This window comes from Rhodanobacter lycopersici, assembly GCF_040812335.1.
GTDB lineage: Bacteria > Pseudomonadota > Gammaproteobacteria > Xanthomonadales > Rhodanobacteraceae > Rhodanobacter_A > Rhodanobacter_A lycopersici.
This window is the reverse complement of sequence record NZ_JBFOHK010000002.1, coordinates 649,033-667,053: the sequence shown is the minus strand read 5'-3', so window position 1 is coordinate 667,053 and position 18,021 is coordinate 649,033. Positions and strand designations below refer to the sequence as shown.

The window sequence follows — 18,021 nt, the reverse complement described above, 5'->3', positions numbered from 1 at the left end:
GCGCGAGTACGCTCAGTTTTCGCTGCCCAGCGTGGAGTCGAGATGCTCCACGCTGGCAATCTCGTCCAGCCACATCCAGCGGTGCCAGTCGGGCTCGTCCGGGCGCTCCAGCCGCAGCTCGCCGTTGATGCCCTGGTGTTGCTCGGTGGGGTCGTAATAAACCTGCACGGTGGCGCGTTCCGCGACCACGCCCTCACACATGCCGCCATTTTTCAGCATCAGGCGCACATGCCCGTTGGCGGGGAGCTCGCTCGCAAGCGCTTCCAGCGCCTGCACGGCGGCCGGATCGGAATAGACATGTTTGGCGGATCTGCCCATCGGCGCATATCTCCTCGGGGAAAACCGCCTCCACGATAGTCATGCGCGAAGAAAGCCCGGATCAAATCCGCGGCACGATGGCGTCAAGTCCCGCGTCTGCTGGCGCATGCGACGCGACTACAATGCGCGCTCCCCGGCAAGGATTCCCATGTCGAACCCCACGCCCACGTCCGCTGCAGCGGATTCGCCGCTGCGCCATCGCGCCTTCGTGCAGTTCTGGTGCGCACGCATCGCTTCCGGCTTCGGTTTCCAGATGCTGTCGGTGGCGGTGGGCTGGCAGATCTACGCGATCACCGGGCGCGCCTTCGATCTCGGCCTGATCGGCCTGGTGCAGTTCATCCCCTCGGTGCTGCTGGCGCTGCCCGCGGGACACGTGGCCGACCAGTTCGAGCGGCGGCGCGTGGTGCTGCTCGGGCAGATCGTGGAATGGACGGCCATCGTGCTGCTGGCCGTGCTGACCCTGCTCGGCCGCATCCACGAAGCCGGCATCCTGCTGCTGGTGTTCGTCATCGGCGTGGCCAAGGCGTTCGAGTCGCCGTCGATGCAATCGCTGCTGCCGGCGCTGGTGCCCCCGGCGATCCTGCCGCGCGCGGTGGCGGTGAGCGGCTCGGCATTCCAGATGGCGATGATCCTTGGTCCCGCGGTGGGCGGCCTGCTCTACGTGGCCGGCCCCGGCATGGTGTACCTCGCCGCCGCCGTGCTGTACCTGGTCGCCGCCGCCATGATGGCCGTGCTGCGCTACGAACAGGCGCCGCCGAAGCGCGAACCGGCTACGCTGAAGACGCTGTTCGCCGGCGTGCATTTCATCCGCGAGCGCAAGGACGTGCTGGGCGTGATCTCGCTGGACCTGTTCGCGGTGCTGCTGGGCGGCGTCACGTCGCTGTTGCCGATCTTCGCGCGCGACATCCTGCATACCGGCCCTTGGGGCCTGGGCTTGCTGCGCGCGGCGCCTGCGGTGGGCGCGCTGCTGATGTCGCTGTGGCTGGCGAAGCACGACCTGCAGCGCCACGTGGGCATGACCATGTTCGCCGCGGTGGGCGGCTTCGGCGTGGCGACCCTGGTGTTCGCCGTATCCACCGTGCTGTGGCTGTCGCTGGCGGCACTGTTCGCGCTGGGCGCGTTCGACATGGTGAGCATGGTGATCCGCGGCTCGCTGGTGCAGCTGGACACGCCCGACGCGATGCGCGGCCGGGTCAATGCGGTGAACTCCATCTTCATCAACACCTCCAACCAGCTCGGCGAATTCGAGTCGGGCATGCTTGCCGCCTGGCTGGGCGCAGTGGGGTCCGCGGTGGTCGGCGGGGTGGGTACGCTGGTGGTGGTCGGCCTGTGGATGGCGATGTTCCCGGGCCTGCGCCGGCGCCAGAGCCTGCACCTGGAAGAACCGGCCAACGAGGCCCTGGGCACCGCCGAATCGGTGTAGGCCCTGCGGCAGTGGGCGCCGCCGCTGCGGACGGCTAGGATCGGCGGATGAACATACTCGCCATCCTCCGCGCCGCCAGCATCGCGCTCGCCCTGTCCGCCCTCGTACCGGCTGTGCACGCGACCGACGACGGCCCGCGCATCCTGGTCAGCTTCAGCGCTCAGGCACGTGCGCAGCCGGTGACCGGCCGCGTCTACGTGGCGGTCAGCCGCGATGCCGACAAGCCGCCGATCGAGGAGGCCGACGTCACCGGCGTGCCGCTGTTCGGCCATGACGTGGTCGCGCTGGCGCCGGGCCAGGCCGTGGCGATCGACGCCAAGGACTTCGGCGCACCGCTGGCCAGCCTGCGCCAGCTGCCTGCCGGCGACTACTGGATGCAGCCCTTCGTCAACGTCTACACCGAGTTCAAGCGTGCCGACGGCCACACCGTGTGGCTGCACATGGACCAGTGGGAAGGCCAGGACTGGAAGCATTCGCCCGGCAACCTCTACGGCAAGCCGGTGAAGGTGCATTACGACCCGGCCTCGCATGAGCCGCTGCACCTGGTCGCCGACCAGGTGATCGCGCCGATCCCGTTGCCGAAAGACACGCCCCAGGTCAAGCGCTTCCGCATCCGCAGCAAGCTGCTGAGCGCATGGTGGGGCCACCCGATCTACCTGGGCGCGACCGTGCTGCTGCCGAAGGACTACGACAAGCACCCCGGCCTGCGCTATCCGGTGATCTACGAGCAGGGCCACTTCTCCACCGCTGCGCCGGGCGGCTACGACCGTCCGAAGAGCGGCTTCCGCGACTACTGGCTGGCCGACGGCACGCCGCGCTACATCATGGTGAGCCTGCAGCATCCCTCGCCGTACTACGACGATTCCTACGCGGTGAACTCGGCCAACGAGGGCCCCTACGACGATGCCATCCACCAGGAGCTGCTGCCGGAGATCGCGCGGCGCTTCCGCACCATCGAGCAGCCCTGGGCGCGCATCCTCGAAGGCGGTTCCACCGGCGGCTGGATCACGGTGGCGCAGACCGTGTTCCATCCGGACTTCTACGGCGGCGCGTTCGCCTCCTGCCCGGATGCGCTGGACTTCCGCTACCACCAGGTGGTGGACATCTACGACGACGCCAACGCCTACTGGATCGACAAGGGCTGGATGAAGGTCGAGCGCGTGGACATGCGCCAGCCGGACGGCAACGTCAAGGCGATGATGAAGGACGAGAACTGGTACGAGCTGGCGGTGGGCGACCACGACCGCTCCGGCGGCCAGTGGGACATCTGGGAGGCCGCCTTCGGCCCGGTCGGCGCGGACGGCTATCCGCAGCGGTTGTGGAACAAGCGCAGCGGTGTCATCGATCACTCCGTGGCGGAGTACTGGAAGCAGCATTTCGACCTGCGCTACCTGCTGCAGACGCACTGGTCCACGCTGGGTCCGAAGCTGGCCGACAAGCTGCACATCTACGTCGGCGACATGGATACCTACAACCTCAACATGGGCGTGCGCGCGATGGATGCCTTCCTGCGCAGCGCGCGCGATCCCGCCTTCGGCGGCAGCGTCACCTACCAGCCGATGGCGCCGCACTGCTGGGGGCCGCGCGGCAAGCAGCTGATCGAGGACATCACCACCTACATCGACGGCCACGCGCCCGCGCACGCGGACCTCAAGAGCTGGCGGTACTGAGACCGCGCGCGCCGTTGCCCGGCGCCCGCAAACCCGCGATGCTGGCGCCCGTCATGCCCACCATGGGGAGTCGCGCATGTCCGCACCGCCACCCTTGCGTTCCACCTTCGTCACCGTGCTGGCCTGGGTGTTCATCGGCCTGTCCGGCTTCGCCACGCTGATCGCCGTGCTGCAGAACCTGATGCTGCAGTGGCTGTTCCTGCCGATGATGCAGCAGGCGCAGGCGCCGCTTCCGCCAGGCTTGCCGGCGCCCATGCACTGGATGTTCGGGCACTTCGCGTGGTTCTTCCGCGCCTTCCTGCTGGTCTCGACCGTCACCCTGATTGCCGCCATCGGCCTGCTGCGCCGGCACGAGTGGGCGCGCCGCCTGTTCATCGGCCTGATGGGCTTCGCCATCGCCTACCAGTTGCTCGGCCTGGCGTGGCAGTGGTGGTTCATGGGTTCGATGCCGGGCTTCATGCAGGCGTCCGGCGCACCGGCCGATATGGACGCGATCATGCACGGTTTCATCCGCGCCATGCAGGTGTTCAGCACGCTGATGGCGCTGGGCCTATGCGTGCTGTTCGGCTGGATCACCCGCCGCCTGCGCAGCGCGCCGGTACGCGACGAATTCCGTCCGTGGAAGGCCTCCTCCTGAACGCGACCACACAGCCTTTACGCATCGCTCACGCCGGCGCTGGCAGCGTGGTGCTGTTCCCGCAGGAGTCTGTCATGAGCACCCGTCGCGACATCGAACAAGGCATGGACGAACTCGGCGACCGTGTGCGGCGCTACGCCGATGACGCCGGTGGCGCCGCGCATGGCTGGATCGCCCGCGGGCGGCGCGCGGCAGCGCGTCTCGATGGCGACGGCTACCGGCGCCGGCTGGCGCGCGCCGCCGAGGACTTCGCCGACGAGACGAGTTATCGCTACCGGCGGCTGAAGCGCCAGGTGAACCGTCATCCGGTCGCCACCGCCGCGATCGTGGCCGGCACCATCGGCGCGTTCCTGCTGCTGCGCCGCGCGTTCCGCAGCGACGAGGACGACGACTGAACCGGCCAGCGCCTTCGCGCTTCCCATCCGGGCAAAAGAAAACCCGCCATCGGCGGGTTTCCTTTTTTGCCTGCGGCCATCGGCTCACACGGTGAGCGGATTGGGCTTCTCCGGGTCGAGCTTGTATTCCTTGATCGCGCGGGCCACGTCCTTGGCGTTGACCTTGCCGTCCTTCGCCAGCGCGGCCAGCGCGGCGTGGGCGATCCAGTAGCGGTCCACCTCGAAGAACTCGCGCAGGTGCGCGCGGGTGTCCGAGCGGCCGTAACCGTCGGTGCCAAGCACGGTGTAGCGCATGCCGTCGGGCAGGAAGGCGCGGATCTGGTCGGCGTACTCGCGCACGTAGTCGGTGGCGGCGATCGCCGGGCCGCCGCGACCTTCCAGCAGGCCGGTGACGTAGGGCACGCGCTGCTTGCCTTCCGGATGCAGGCGGTTCCAGCGCTCGGCGTCGAAGCCGTCGCGGCGCAGTTCGATGAAGCTGGGGCAGGACCAGATGTCGGACTTCACGCCGAAATCCTGTTCCAGCAATTCGGCCGCCGCGATCACCTCGCGCAGGATGGTGCCGGAACCCAGCAATTGCACGCGCGGCTCACCCTTTTTCGGCTTGCCGCCATCCTTGAACAGATACATGCCCTTGATGATGCCCTCGGCGCTGCCCTCGGGCATGTCCGGATGAGCGTAGTTCTCGTTCATCACGGTGAGGTAGTAATAATGGTCCTCCTGCTCCTGCATCATGCTGCGCACGCCGTCCTGCAGGATCACCGCCACCTCGTAGGAGAAGGTGGGGTCGTAGGCCTTCACGTTCGGAATCGTGCCGGCCATCAGGTGCGAATGGCCGTCCTCGTGCTGCAGGCCCTCGCCGTTGAGCGTGGTGCGACCCGAGGTGCCGCCGACCAGGAAGCCGCGCGCGCGCATGTCGCCGGCGGCCCAGCACAGGTCGCCAATGCGCTGGAAACCGAACATCGAGTAGTAGATGAAGAACGGCAGCATCGCCTGGTTGCTGATGCTGTAGCTGGTGGCCGCGGCCATCCACGAGGCCATGCCGCCGGCCTCGCTGATGCCCTGCTGCAGCACCTGGCCCTTCTGGTCCTCGCGGTAGTACAGCAACTGGTCGGAATCCTGCGGGCGGTACTTCTGGCCGAACGGCGCGTAGATGCCGATCTGGCGGAACATGCCCTCCATGCCGAAGGTGCGCGCCTCGTCGGCCACGATGGGCACCACGCGCTCGCCGAGCTGCTTGTCGCGCAGCAAGAGGTTCATGCCGCGCACCAGCGCCATCGTGGTGCTGATCTCGCGCTCGCCGGTGCCCGCGGTGATCTGCGCGAAGGCGGACAGTTCGGGCGCCTTCAGCTTGGCGTCGGCCTTGCGGCGGCGCTGCGGCAGGAAGCCGCCCAGCGCACGGCGGCGCTCCATCATGTATTCCACTTCCGGCGAGTTCTTGCCGGGGTGGTAGTACGGCACCTCGTGCAGCTTGTCGTCCGGTACCGGAATCTGGAAACGGTCGCGGAAATGCCGCACCGCCTCGTCATCCAGCTTCTTCTGCTGGTGTGTGGGGTTCTGCGACTCGCCGCTGCCGATGCCCATGCCGTAGCCCTTCACCGTCTTGGCGAGGATCACCGTGGGCATGCCCTTGGTGGTCGACGCCGCGTGGTAGGCCGCATAGACCTTGTGCGGGTCATGGCCGCCGCGGTTGAGGCGCCAGATGTCGTCGTCGCTGAGGTTGGCGACCATCTCGCGCGTCTGCGGGTACTTGCCGAAGAAATGCTCGCGCGTGTAGGCGCCACCGAAGGCCTTGCAGGCCTGGTACTCGCCGTCGACAGTTTCCATCATCAGCTTGCGCAGCACGCCGTCCTTGTCGCGCGCGAGGAGCGGATCCCAGTAGCTGCCCCAGATCACCTTGATCGCGTTCCAGCCGGCGCCGCGGAACACGCCCTCCAGCTCCTGGATGATCTTGCCGTTGCCGCGCACCGGGCCGTCCAGGCGCTGCAGGTTGCAGTTGATCACGAACACCAGGTTGTCCAGGCCCTCGCGGCCGGCCAGCGCGATCGCGCCCAACGACTCGGGCTCGTCCGTCTCGCCGTCGCCCATGAAGCACCAGATCTTGCGGTCGGTCTTCGGCATCAGGCCGCGGTGTTCCAGGTACTTCCAGAACTGCGCCTGGTAGATCGCCTGGATCGGGCCCAGGCCCATCGACACAGTCGGCACCTGCCAGTAGTCGGGCATCAGCCAGGGGTGCGGGTAGGACGACAGCGCGCGGCCCTTGCCGACCACTTCCATGCGGAACAGATCGAGCTGATCCTCGGCGAAGCGACCCTCCAGGAAGGAGCGCGCGTAGATGCCCGGGCTGGAGTGGCCCTGGTGGAACACCAGGTCGCCCGGATGGTCGGCACTGGGTGCGCGCCAGAAATGGTTGAAGCCCACGTCGTACAGCGTGGCCGAAGAGGCGAAGCTGGCGATGTGGCCGCCCAGCTCGCCCGGCTTGCGGTTGGCGCGCACCACCATCGCCATCGCGTTCCAGCGGATCAGCGAGCGGATGCGCCATTCCATCGCGGCGTCGCCCGGACTCTTCGCCTCGTTGGCCGGCGCGATGGTGTTGACGTAGGCGGTGGTGGGATCGAATGGCAGGTAGCCCCCGGCACGGCGCGTCGAATCGACCATCTGCTCCAGCAGGTAGTGCGCGCGCCCGGTGCCGTCATGGCTGATGACCGCATTGAGCGAGTCGATCCACTCGCGGGTTTCGGTGGGATCGAGATCCTGGTTGAGGACGTCGTCGAGCTGATCCATGGGGGAGATTCTCCGCAGCGCCGCGCGGCGCAGATGCCTGTAGGGGAGCCGTTGCCGGGGGAAGCGGCAGGCCGACGCCCAAGTCTAGCCTTCGCGGCACATCGCTGCCAGTTGGACGTCCGTCGATGGGGGGCCATGCGGGGGCGCATGGCGGCCGTCCGGGAGCATGCGGGAGGCTGGTGCTCCCTCTCCCCTCCGGGGAGAGGGTTGGGGTGAGGGGGCACGCTGGCCACGCGGGGGCTACGAAGCACGCTTCGATGATGCGCCGTCGCGAGCACCCACCCCTCACCTCAATCCTCTCCCCACAGGGGAGAGGAGGCGAAGGCGGTGAGCGGGTCCGCCCGCCGGGCGTTGCGGAATGCGACGGCGTCCGGCTTCGGCGTCAGCCCCCAATTTGAGGCCCGCAGCTAGCGCGCTGTCTTCGACAGCGCGCTAGCTGCGGGCGCGGATCTGCGCATCCACCGCGGCGACCGCGGTCATGTTGACCACGCGACGCACGCTGGAGGAGGTGGTGAGAATATGGGCAGGCCGGTCCACGCCCATCAGGATCGGCCCGATCGCCACGCCGTCGGTCATCACCCGCACCATGTTGTAGACGATATTGGCGGCGTCGAGGTTGGGCAGCACGAACAGGTTGGCGCGGCCCGACAGCGTGGTGCCGGGGAAGATGCGCCGTCGCAGCGCCTCGTCCCACGCGGTGTCGGCCTGCATCTCGCCGTCCATGTCCAGCTTGGGCGCGCGGGCCTTGAGGATCTCGCGCACCTTGCGCATCTTCGCCGCGCTGGCGTTGTCGTGGCTGCCGAAGTTGGAGTGCGACAGCAGCGCCACCTTGGGCTCGATGCCAAACAGCTTGAGCCGGTAGCACGCCTGCAGCGTGGCCTCGGCGATCTGCTCGGCGCCGGGGTCGAGCTGCACGTGGGTGTCGAGGAAGAACCACGCGCCCTTGTCGTTGATCACGCCGGTCATCGCCGAGGTGCACTGCACGCCCGGGTCCAGCCCGAACACGCTGCGCAGGTAGCCCAGCTTCTTGTGGTAGCGGCCGACCAGACCGCAGATCAGCGCGTCGGCCTCGCCGCGCTTCACCATCATCGCGGCGATCAGGGTGGGCCGCGAACGCATCAGGTTCTTCGCCGCATCGGGCGTGACGCCGCGGCGCTCGGTCATCGCGTGGTACTGCTGCCAGTACTCGTTGAAGCGCGGGTCGTCGTTGATGTTGGTGAGCTCGAAATCCACGCCCTCGCGCAGGCGCAGACCGAGGCGCTTGATGCGCATGTCGATCACTTCGGGGCGACCGATCAGGATCGGGAAGGCCAGCTTGTAGTCCACCACGCCCTGCACCGCGCGCAGCACGGTCTCTTCCTCGCCCTCGGCGTAGACCACGCGCTTCAGGTCGGAGCGGGCACGGTCGTACACCGGCTTCATGATCAGGCCGGTGCGGTAGATGAACTGGCCGAGCTTTTCCTTGTATGCCTCCATGTCGGTGATCGGCCGCATGGCCACGCCCGAGTCCATCGCCGCCTGCGCCACCGCCGGCGCCAGCATCACCAGCAGGCGCGGATCGAACGGGCGCGGGATCAGGTAGTCGGGGCCGAACGAGGGCACCTCGCCGCCATAGGCGCTGCCGAGGTCCGAGGCTTCCATCCGCGCCAGTTCCGCGATCGCGCGCACGCAGGCCGTCTTCATCGCCTCGTTGATGCCGGTGGCGCCCACGTCCAGCGCGCCGCGGAAGATGTACGGGAAGCACACCGCGTTGTTGACCTGGTTCGGGTAGTCCGAGCGGCCGGTGGCGATGATGCAGTCGGGCCGCACCTTCCTGGCCTCCTCCGGCATGATCTCCGGCGTGGGGTTGGCCAGCGCCAGGATGATCGGCCGGTCGGCCATCGTGGCCACCATCTCCGGCTTGAGGATACCGCCGGCGGACAGGCCCAGGAACACGTCGGCGCCGGCCACGATCCCGGCCAGCGTGCGCTTGTCGGTGTCGCGCGCGTAGCGCGCCTTGTCCGGGTCGAGGTGGTCGCGGCCCTGGTAGATCACGCCATCGCGGTCGAAGGCGAGGATGTGCTCCGGCTTTGCGCCCAGCGCCACCAGCATGTCGAGGCAGGCGATGCCGGCCGCGCCGGCGCCGGTGGTCGCGATCCGCACGTTCTCGATCTTCTTGCCCACCACTTCCAGCGCGTTGAGCACGGCCGCGCCCACGATGATCGCGGTGCCGTGCTGGTCGTCGTGGAACACCGGGATCTTCATCCGCTCACGCAGCTTGCGCTCGACGATGAAGCATTCCGGCGCCTTGATGTCCTCGAGGTTGATGCCGCCGAAGGTGGGTTCCATCGCGGCGATGATGTCGACCAGCTTGTCCGGATCGCGCTCGTTGAGTTCGATGTCGAACACGTCGATGCCGGCAAACTTCTGGAACAGCACGCCCTTGCCTTCCATCACCGGCTTGCCGGCGAGCGGGCCGATGTCGCCCAGGCCCAGCACCGCGGTGCCGTTGGTGATCACCGCCACCAGGTTGCCGCGCGCGGTCATCTCGCTGGCCGCGTTCGGATCCTCGATGATGGCCTCGCAGGCGTAGGCCACGCCCGGCGAATAGGCCAGCGACAGGTCGCGCTGGGTCAGCAGCGGCGTGGTCGGGCTGACCTTGATCTTGCCCGGGCGCGGATGGCGGTGGTATTCGAGCGCGGCACGGCGCAGGTCTTCGGAGTGGGCCATGGATGGGGCTTTGTCGTGGGGTTCGGGATGCCGCTAGGCGGCTTGCGACATGGTAGCACCGGGCACTCCCCGGGCCGTGGCCGGTGGTCTCCGTGAAGCCATTCGCGAGCGCGATCCACGGAGGGATCGCCCGCCGGTCAATCGCGCAAGTGACTGACCGGGGGAGCCGAATCCGGACATGCGCCGGACTCGGCGAGTCGGGAAAGTGCAGGGAGGCACTTTCCCGACATGCGGCTAGACCAGCTCGTCGGCATGCACCTTGCCCATGCGGATGCCGTTGACGAACACCGAGAACGCCAGCTTGCCGGCCAGGCCGTGCACGTGCTGCATCCACGGCGGCAGCCAGCGCGGCGGCGCGATCGCGCCGGATTCGAAATGCGGCTGCAGGGCCACCACGTCGTGCAGGGTGAGCTTGCCGGCGAACAGGTGGCGCAGCATCTCCAGGCGCCGCTCCTTCAGCGCCCAGCGGAAGAAGGTGTGCACGGTGAGCAGGCCGGAGAGGTACACGTTGTCCTTGGCGAACGCCGCACCACCCGCGGGCGGCACGCCGCGGAACACGCGCTGGGCGGAATGGAAACTGTCCGCCGCACTCTGCCCGCACCCGGCGAAGAATTTGTACACCTCGACGAAATCGGCGCCGGAGAGCGCCATGTCGATGGCGAGGATGCGCAGGCTGATGCGCTTCAGCCGCGCGATGTCGATCGCGCCCGACATCAGCTCGGCGAACACCGCCAGGCCTTCCTGCGTGGCGGTGACGCGCGGCGAGGTGCGTCCCAGCGAGGCCAGCAGCGGCTGCGCACGGCCGTTCAGCGCGGTAAGCGTATGCACCAGCGCCTCGTGCGCCAGCAGCTGATGGCGGTCGTAGTCGCTGAAGGTGGCGCCGCCGCGCAGGCGGATGCGGGTGGCACCCGCGGCAGCCTTGGCGGTGAGTTCGGGGTCGACCTCCACCTTCACCGTGCCCGCGCCGAAGAAGCCGTCCAGCGTGTGCGCCATCTCGTCGCGCAGCACCTCGGCGGTGATGCCTTCGCGCGTGTCGTCGGCCAGCAGGTCGGCGCCCACCTCGTCCGACAGCTCCACGAAGTAGCGCGCCGCGTCGAGATTGCTGCGCTGGCTGCCGGGAATCGCATCGCCGGGCCGGCCGTACAGCGCGATCGACGGCGCGCTGACCCCGCCAGTACCCACCGCCTCCAGCATTTCCGCCGCGATGCGCCAGGACTCGGCGGTACGCGCCAGGTAATCGCCCAGCGGGTCGCCGCCGAGCGCCGCAGTCTCGCGCTCGATCGCGGCCAGCTCGGCACGCGCGGCCGCGAGATCGGGCCGCTGGTAGCTCACCTCGGGCAAGGCGAACCGGCCTGCGGCATAGTCCGCGATCATCCGGTTCTCCAGCGACGCCGGCCACGCCACCGTGGGCAGGATGTGGATGCTCTTCACCGCGGCCAGCAGGCGCTGGTCGAGCGCGGCGCAATGCTGCAGGTCGGGGGAAGTGCTGTTCATGCCCGATACCTTCCGACACCGACGGTCACGCTACGGCTCGAACGGAACACAACGCCGTCATTCCGGCGCAGGCCGGAATCCAGCAAGTGGAGCGCCGGGTTTTCGCGACAGCCGGGCACGCTCGGGGCTGGATTCCGGCCTGCGCCGGAATGACGGGCAATGAAGCTGGGCAGCACGTTGCTCATTCCCGCTCGCGCCGGCCACGGGGCGCATGCGGCCGCTCGACCGGCCGGCCGCCGCGCTGGCGACGCAGCTTCGCTTCCAGCGTGGTGGCCTGCTCCTCGCGCTCGTCGCGCAACTTGAGGTAATTGCGCCAGCGCTCGGGCGACAGCTCGCCGCTGTCCAGCGCGGCCTGCACCGCGCAGCCGGGTTCGCTGCCGTGACCGCAGTCGGCAAAGCGGCAGGCCTCCGCCAGCTCCTCGATGTCGGCGAACAGGTCGAGGTTTTCCTCGCCGGTGAGCTTGAGCTCGCGCATGCCGGGCGTGTCGATCAGGCAGCCGCCGGTAGGCAGCTGCAGCAGGGCCCGGTGCGTGGTGGTGTGGCGGCCGCGGCTGTCGTGGTGGCGCACCGCACTGGTGGCCATCTTGTCGATGCCGAGCAGGGTGTTGGTGAGCGTGGACTTGCCCGCGCCGGAGGACCCCACCAGCACCGCGCTGTCGCCGGGCTGCATGTAGGGTGCGAGCTGTGCCGCGCTGGCCGGGTCCTTGCCGTTGATCGCGTGGATGGCCGTACCGGCCACCAGGCGCGCGCGCAGTTCCTCCACGCGCGCCTGGACGTCCTCGTGCAGGTCCGGCTTGCTCAGCAGCACCACCGGCCGCGCGCCGGAGTCCTCGATCAGCGAGAGGTAGCGCTCGATGCGCGCGGGGTTGTAGTCGCCATCCAGTCCGGTGAGCACCAGCACGTAGTCGATGTTGGTGGCGATGATCTGCCGCGCATAGCGTTCGCCCGCGGCGGCACGCGACAGCACGGTGCGCCGCGGCAGCACGGCGACGATGTGCGGCGGCTGGCCACGCTCGATCTCCACGAAATCGCCCACCGCGGGCCGTTCGCTGGGATCGAGGCTGCGCTTCAGGAAATGCCCGGCCGGCTGCGCGCCGAAGCCGTGTTCGCCGTCATGCAGCTCATAGCCGGTGCGGTGCTGCGCCACCACCCGCGCCAGCTGGCGGCCGGTGGCCGGCATCGCTTCGCCGCGCCAGCCGATGCGCCGCAGCCGCTCTGTCATTTCGGCGTCGCTCATGAGTCAGGGATTTCCGCTGGTGAGGGTGATTATGCCCTGCCTCCGAAATGCCCGCCCAGCGCCCGCGGGCCGGCTCGCGCTGCACCGCACCATGCTGCTAGCATCGGCGCAAACCGGCACGGTGGCCGGTCTCGAGGGCTCCGGCGTTGGCTTCGATCAAACCCAGCACGCATCTGGCGGACGTGCGTTACGAGATCCGCGGCGCACTCACCCGCCGCGCCCGCGAGCTAGAGGCGGCCGGCCGCGACATCATCAAGCTCAACATCGGCAACCCCGGCCGCTACGGCTTCGAGACGCCGGCGCACCTGCGCGAGGCGATCGCCGCGCACCTCGCCGACAGCGAGGCCTACGGCCACGAGCAAGGCCTGGAGACGGCCCGCGAGGCGATCGCCGCCCAGCAGCGTGCGCGTGGCGCACGCGGCGTCGAGGTGGAGCGCATCTTCATCGGCAACGGCGTCAGCGAGCTGATCGACCTCAGCCTGCGCGCCTTGCTGCAGCCCGGCGATGAGGTGCTGCTGCCCAGCCCCGACTATCCGCTGTGGAGCGCCGCCACCATCCTCAACGGCGGCCAGCCGCGCTACTACCGCTGCCTCGCGGAGAACGGCCACCAGCCCGACCCGGACGAGATCGAAGCACTGGTCACCCCGCGCACCCGCGCCCTGGTGCTGATCAACCCGAACAACCCCACCGGCGCGGTCTACCCGCGCGCCTTGCTGGAACGCATCGTGGCAATGGCCGCGCGGCACAACCTGCTGCTGCTGACCGACGAAATCTACGACGAGATCCTCTACGACGGCACACCGTTCCAGCCGCTGGCCGCCGTGGCCGGCAACCTGCCCTGCGTGAGCTTCGGCGGCCTCAGCAAGGTGCATCGCGCCTGCGGCTACCGGGTGGGCTGGCTGAGCCTGTCCGGCGATCCCGCGCGCAGCGCCGATTACCGCGACGCACTGCAGTTGCTGGCCGCGCTGCGGCTGTGCGCCAACGTCACCGCGCAATGGGCGGTGATCCCGGCGTTGCAGGACGCGCCCACCATTTCGGCGCTCACCACGCCGGGCGGTCGGCTGTACGAGGCTCGCCAGGCCGTGCTCGACGGCGTGGCCGCCAGCGCGCACCTGGAACTGGTGTCGCCCGCCGGTGCGCTGTACGCCTTCCCGCAGGTGCGGGCCGAGGCCATTCCCGGCTTCGACGACAACGCCTTCGCGTTGCGCCTGCTGGAAGAAGAGCACGTGCTGGTGGTGCCCGGCTCCAGCTTCAACGTGGCGGCCAGCCGTCACCTGCGCCTGACCCTGCTGCCGCAACCGCCCCAGCTGCGCGAGGTGTTCGCGCGCATCGAGCGGGTGCTGGCGCGCATGGCGGCGGAACAGCCGCGACGCGTCGCCGCCGCATGATGTTCATGACCCCTCTCCCACTGGGGAGGGGTCGGGATGAGGGCCCGGGCACCCTCACCGCCACGCGCTGCCCGTACCCTCATCCGGCCTCCGGGCCACCTTCTCCCCGAAGAGGAAGGAAGCGCAGGAGACCCGCATGCCACTGAGCTACCTCGCCCTCGGCGACTCCTACACCATCGGCGAGAGCGTGCCAGCCGAAGGCCGCTGGCCCGTGCAGCTGGCTGCCGCGCTGCGTGACGCAGGCACGCCGCTGGGTGACCCCGTGATCCTTGCCACCACCGGCTGGACCACCGACGAGCTTGCCGCCGCGATGGACGCGGCCGGCCATGCCCCCCCCTGGGATCTGGTCAGCCTGCTGATCGGTGTCAACAACCAGTACCGCAGCCGCGACGTGGACGGCTACCGCACCGAGTTCCGCCGCCTGCTGGAACGCGCGATCGCGCTCGCCGCCGGACGCGCCGACCGGGTGCTGGTGCTGTCGATTCCGGACTGGGGCGTCACCCCGTTCGCGCGGGACAGCGGCCGCGACACCGCGCGCATCGCCGCCGAGCTGGACGCATACAACGCCACCGCCCGCGAGGAAACCCTGCGGCCGGGCGCACACTGGGTCGACATCACGCCGATCTCGCGCCAGCACGCCGCCCTGCTCGCCGACGACGGTCTGCACCCCTCCGCCGCGCAGTACGCACTGTGGGCCAAGGCCGCACTGCCCACCGCACACGCCATGCTCGCCACGATGCCTGCGACTTGAAGCCACCCGGCGGCGCCGGCATATCGGGCGTATCATTGCCCTCTTTGCCGGAGCCCCTCATGTCCCTCGACACCGCCACCCGCGAACGCATCGAATCCCTGCTCAAGAGTCACCGCGTGGTGCTGTTCATGAAGGGCAGCCGCTCTGCGCCGGCCTGCGGCTTCTCCGCCGCCGCCACCAACACGCTCAACGAGCTGCTGCCGGACTACCACACGGTGAACGTGCTGGAAGACCCCGAGATCCGCGAAGGCATCAAGGCCTACGGCGACTGGCCCACCATCCCGCAGCTCTACGTGGAAGGCGAGCTGGTCGGCGGCGCCGACATCATCCGCCAGATGTATGGCAGCGGTGAGCTGCACGCGCTGTTCGGCGTCGCCGCGCCGGATCGCACACCGCCGGAAATCACCATCACCGACGCTGCCGCCAAGGCCATCCGCGAGGGCACCGCGAACGCCCAAGGCCTTGCGTTGCACCTGGAAATCGGCCCCGACCACAGCGCCGGCTTCCAGCTCGCTCCCGCCAGCGAGCACGACATCGTGGCCCGCGCCAACGGCCTCGAAGTGCACTTCGACCCTGCCAGCGCCCAGCGCGCCAAGGGCATCGTGATCGACTGGGTCTCCACCGTGCAGGGCGAGGGCCTGAGCCTGAAGTTCCCCGGCACCCGGGAAGTGAAGTCGCTCACCGTGCAGGAGCTGCAGCAGCACCTCGCTGCCGGCAGCATCACCCTGGTCGATGTGCGCCCCGCTGCCGCGCGCGCGGAACTCGCCCCGCTGCCGCAGGCACGCATCCTCGAAGACGAAGGCTACGAAGCACTGGCCGCCCTGCCCAAGGACACCGCCCTCGCCTTCATCTGCACACGCGGCATTTCCAGCCAGGACGTGGCCGAACGCTTCGCCGCACACGGGTTCAGCAACGTGCACAACGTAGTGGGCGGGATGATGGCGGTGGAAGAGAGCTGCTGAGGCCCGCCTGGAGCCGGACATGGATTTCACCGATACCCGGTCGCTGAGCGATTTGCTGGCCCGGGCATCCCGCGCCATGGCCGCACGGAAACTGGCAACCGCGGAACAGATCCTGAAGCAGGCCGTGGCGACCGCGCCGGATTCGGCCGAGGCGCAGAGGCTTTCCGGTGTCGTGCAACTCATGCGCGGGAACGCAGGCATGGCGGTCGGATTCCTGCAACGCGCCGTTGAATTGGAACCCGGCGATTTCAACGCGCACATGAATCTCGGCAGTGCGTTGTTCCAGTGCCAGTACACCGATACCGCCCTGGAAAGCATGCGGCACGCCTGCGAACTTGCCCCCTCCGAATCTGCCACCTGGTACAACCTGGGGCGCGCCATGCACATAGCGCGCAGACCCTCGGAAGCCAGGCCCATCCTGATGCGCGCGATGGCGCTTGATCCATCGCACGTCATGACCAGGATGACCTTGGCGAATGCGCAAATCAGCCTGGGGGAGATTGCGGAGGCCGCCAGCCTTTACCGCAGCGTGCTGAAAATCAAGCCGGATCACGCGAAAGCCTGGTTCGAGCTTTGCAACCTCAAGACGACCAGGCTGGACGGCAGCGAAATCGAGCGCATCAAGGAACTGCTGAAGCGCCCCGGGATATCGTCCGACGATCAAATATGGCTGGGTTATGCGCTGGCCAAGGTGCTTGAGGATCAGGACGACCTGGCAGCATCGTTTCACGCGTTGCAAACCGCCAGCGCGATACGGCGCCGCTCGGTGTCGTGGGACATCCAGGCAGAACGCGAGCGCATCGACGGCATCATCAAAGCGTTTGATCGCCCCATGCCACGTGCAGTGGATGCGAACCTCGGCCATGAAGTCATTTTCATCTCGTGCCTGCCCCGCTCCGGATCGACACTGACCGAGCACATACTCGCCTCCCATTCCATGGTGGAAGGCGCCAACGAGATTTCGGAACTGCAGATCGTCATCACCGGCGAGTCGAACCGCCGAAGGCAATTCCTGACGCAATGGGCGCCGCTCGCCACCGCCGAAGACTGGCATCGCCTGGGGTGCGAATACCTTGAACGCACCGCGCAGTGGCGCGAAGGCAAGCCCTGCTCCACCGACAAAAGTCTCGGCAACTGGTCGCTGATCGGCCCTGCCATGGCGATGTTGCCGGGCGCGCGCGTCGTGAACACTTTGCGCGACCCTCTGGAAACCTGTTTCGCCTGCTATCGCCAGCTGTTCAGCGACGGCGCCTCTTTCAGCTACGACTTCGAATCCATGGCGAGCTACTACGCCGGATACGTTCGCATGTGCAAATTCTGGAAAGAGCGCTTTCCCGAAAATTGGCACGACCACGTCTACGAAGACATGCTCGCGGACCCCGAGGGAAAGATCCGCGAACTCCTTGCGTTCTGCGGGCTTCCGTTCGAACCGAACTGCCTGGAATTCCACAAGACGCTCCGTGCCGTCCGAAGCACGGCAAGCGCCGCCCAGGTTCGACAGCCCTTGCAGACGAACACATCGCGCGCATCCCGTTACGGCGCCTTGCTCGATCCATTGCGCGACCTTCTGCAGCGGCTGGAGATCGAATAGGCTCCCGCCTCTGTGGTGCGGCATCAAGGAAGGGGCCGAACAACCTGCTCTTTGCCCGTCATCCCTTCGAGGCGCCTTGCAACAACCGAAAGCTGGTCAAACGGGAATCCAGGGCATTTTGCGCTCAACAGCCTGAAGACTCTGAACGGCTCGCCTCGCTCCACCCTTCGGGGGTTCCGCACGCGAAACACTCCACCAGCTTGTGCTGGGATGATGAGCAAAATCAGACTTCCCAAGAGCGGCATAAAAGAAAGGCGCTGTTCGCAGTGAGTGTGGATGGGCTCATGCGGCGATGGTCAAGGCGAGCAGGGATACGGCCTGAGCGCCGGTTAGCGTGTTCCGATCCAGCGCGCGATACCACCCCAGATAGTTGGGCAGGCAGGAGGTGGCGACGCCCCGGAAACAGTGCAGCCAACCCTTGAAGTGGCTGTGGTAGGCGTTGACGTTCTGGATGTGCCACGCACCCCGGCGATGTTCGCCGCGCAGCATGTTCAGGCCATGGTGCTCAAGGCCCAAATGGCGGGCGGCGGCGACCAGCATGGCGCTGCCATCGGTGCACCGCACCGCATCGCCGGTCACCGCCTGCGACAGGATGGTCAGGAGTCCGGCCTTGTTGCCCGAGGGCAAACCGAAGTCCGCGGTCTGCCCCACGCGATTGCGCACGA

General features: G+C 68.0%; 14 protein-coding genes. 8 read left to right on the top strand and 6 right to left on the bottom strand.

All coding sequences use genetic code 11. The features are described 5' to 3' along the window. Positions 1-12 precede the first annotated feature (12 nt). Positions 13-318: a DUF3247 family protein gene (locus ABQJ54_RS09840; protein WP_367854117.1), complete on the bottom strand. Its 306-nt coding sequence runs from the start codon at positions 316-318 to the stop codon at positions 13-15. Between the two features lie 148 nt (positions 319-466). On the opposite strand from ABQJ54_RS09840, the gene ABQJ54_RS09835 reads away from it, so the two are divergent. From ABQJ54_RS09835 to ABQJ54_RS09820, 4 genes are all read left to right on the top strand, one after another. Beyond that, a complete protein-coding gene (locus ABQJ54_RS09835; RefSeq protein ID WP_367854116.1) occupies positions 467-1,741 on the top strand; it encodes an MFS transporter in 1,275 nt (424 codons plus the stop codon). 47 nt (positions 1,742-1,788) lie between these two features. Next, the gene (locus ABQJ54_RS09830) at positions 1,789-3,411 is read left to right on the top strand and encodes an alpha/beta hydrolase-fold protein (protein ID WP_367854115.1); all 1,623 of its coding nucleotides are present in this window, start codon (positions 1,789-1,791) and stop codon (positions 3,409-3,411) included. A gap of 76 nt (positions 3,412-3,487) precedes the next feature. Beyond that, on the top strand, positions 3,488-4,048 hold the full coding sequence (locus tag ABQJ54_RS09825) for a hypothetical protein (RefSeq protein WP_367854114.1): 561 nt from the start codon (positions 3,488-3,490) through the stop codon (positions 4,046-4,048). A 74-nt stretch (positions 4,049-4,122) separates the two neighbouring features. Next, a complete protein-coding gene (locus ABQJ54_RS09820; RefSeq protein WP_367854113.1) occupies positions 4,123-4,443 on the top strand; it encodes a hypothetical protein in 321 nt (106 codons plus the stop codon). Positions 4,444-4,527: 84 nt separating this feature from the next. On the opposite strand, the gene aceE is transcribed toward ABQJ54_RS09820, so the two are convergent. The 4 genes from aceE to rsgA all read right to left on the bottom strand — a co-directional run bounded on the left by aceE (position 4,528) and on the right by rsgA (position 12,664). Then, complete coding sequence (gene aceE / locus ABQJ54_RS09815; RefSeq protein ID WP_367854112.1) at positions 4,528-7,224, bottom strand: pyruvate dehydrogenase (acetyl-transferring), homodimeric type; 2,697 nt, start codon at positions 7,222-7,224, stop codon at positions 4,528-4,530. Between the two features lie 432 nt (positions 7,225-7,656). Next, a complete protein-coding gene (locus ABQJ54_RS09810) occupies positions 7,657-9,933 on the bottom strand; it encodes an NADP-dependent malic enzyme (protein ID WP_367854111.1) in 2,277 nt (758 codons plus the stop codon). 234 nt (positions 9,934-10,167) lie between these two features. After that, positions 10,168-11,427: a peptidase MATCAP family protein gene (locus tag ABQJ54_RS09805; RefSeq protein ID WP_367854110.1), complete on the bottom strand. Its 1,260-nt coding sequence runs from the start codon at positions 11,425-11,427 to the stop codon at positions 10,168-10,170. 181 nt (positions 11,428-11,608) lie between these two features. Beyond that, a complete protein-coding gene (gene rsgA / locus ABQJ54_RS09800; protein WP_367854109.1) occupies positions 11,609-12,664 on the bottom strand; it encodes a ribosome small subunit-dependent GTPase A in 1,056 nt (351 codons plus the stop codon). 146 nt (positions 12,665-12,810) lie between these two features. On the opposite strand from rsgA, the gene ABQJ54_RS09795 reads away from it, so the two are divergent. The 4 genes from ABQJ54_RS09795 to ABQJ54_RS09780 all read left to right on the top strand — a co-directional run bounded on the left by ABQJ54_RS09795 (position 12,811) and on the right by ABQJ54_RS09780 (position 17,356). After that, positions 12,811-14,052, top strand: coding sequence for an aminotransferase class I/II-fold pyridoxal phosphate-dependent enzyme (locus ABQJ54_RS09795; protein WP_367854108.1), 1,242 nt, complete (start codon positions 12,811-12,813; stop codon positions 14,050-14,052). A 136-nt stretch (positions 14,053-14,188) separates the two neighbouring features. Next, the gene (locus ABQJ54_RS09790) at positions 14,189-14,803 is read left to right on the top strand and encodes an SGNH/GDSL hydrolase family protein (protein WP_367854107.1); all 615 of its coding nucleotides are present in this window, start codon (positions 14,189-14,191) and stop codon (positions 14,801-14,803) included. A 59-nt stretch (positions 14,804-14,862) separates the two neighbouring features. Then, complete coding sequence (gene grxD, locus ABQJ54_RS09785; protein WP_367854106.1) at positions 14,863-15,765, top strand: Grx4 family monothiol glutaredoxin; 903 nt, start codon at positions 14,863-14,865, stop codon at positions 15,763-15,765. Positions 15,766-15,784: 19 nt separating this feature from the next. Beyond that, a complete protein-coding gene (locus ABQJ54_RS09780; protein ID WP_367854105.1) occupies positions 15,785-17,356 on the top strand; it encodes a tetratricopeptide repeat-containing sulfotransferase family protein in 1,572 nt (523 codons plus the stop codon). A gap of 282 nt (positions 17,357-17,638) precedes the next feature. Here ABQJ54_RS09780 and ABQJ54_RS09775 read toward each other — a convergent pair whose 3' ends face one another. After that, positions 17,639-18,019 carry a hypothetical protein gene (locus tag ABQJ54_RS09775; RefSeq protein WP_437343337.1) on the bottom strand — a complete coding sequence of 127 codons (381 nt, stop codon included), beginning with the start codon at positions 18,017-18,019 and terminating at the stop codon, positions 17,639-17,641. Positions 18,020-18,021: the final 2 nt, after the last annotated feature.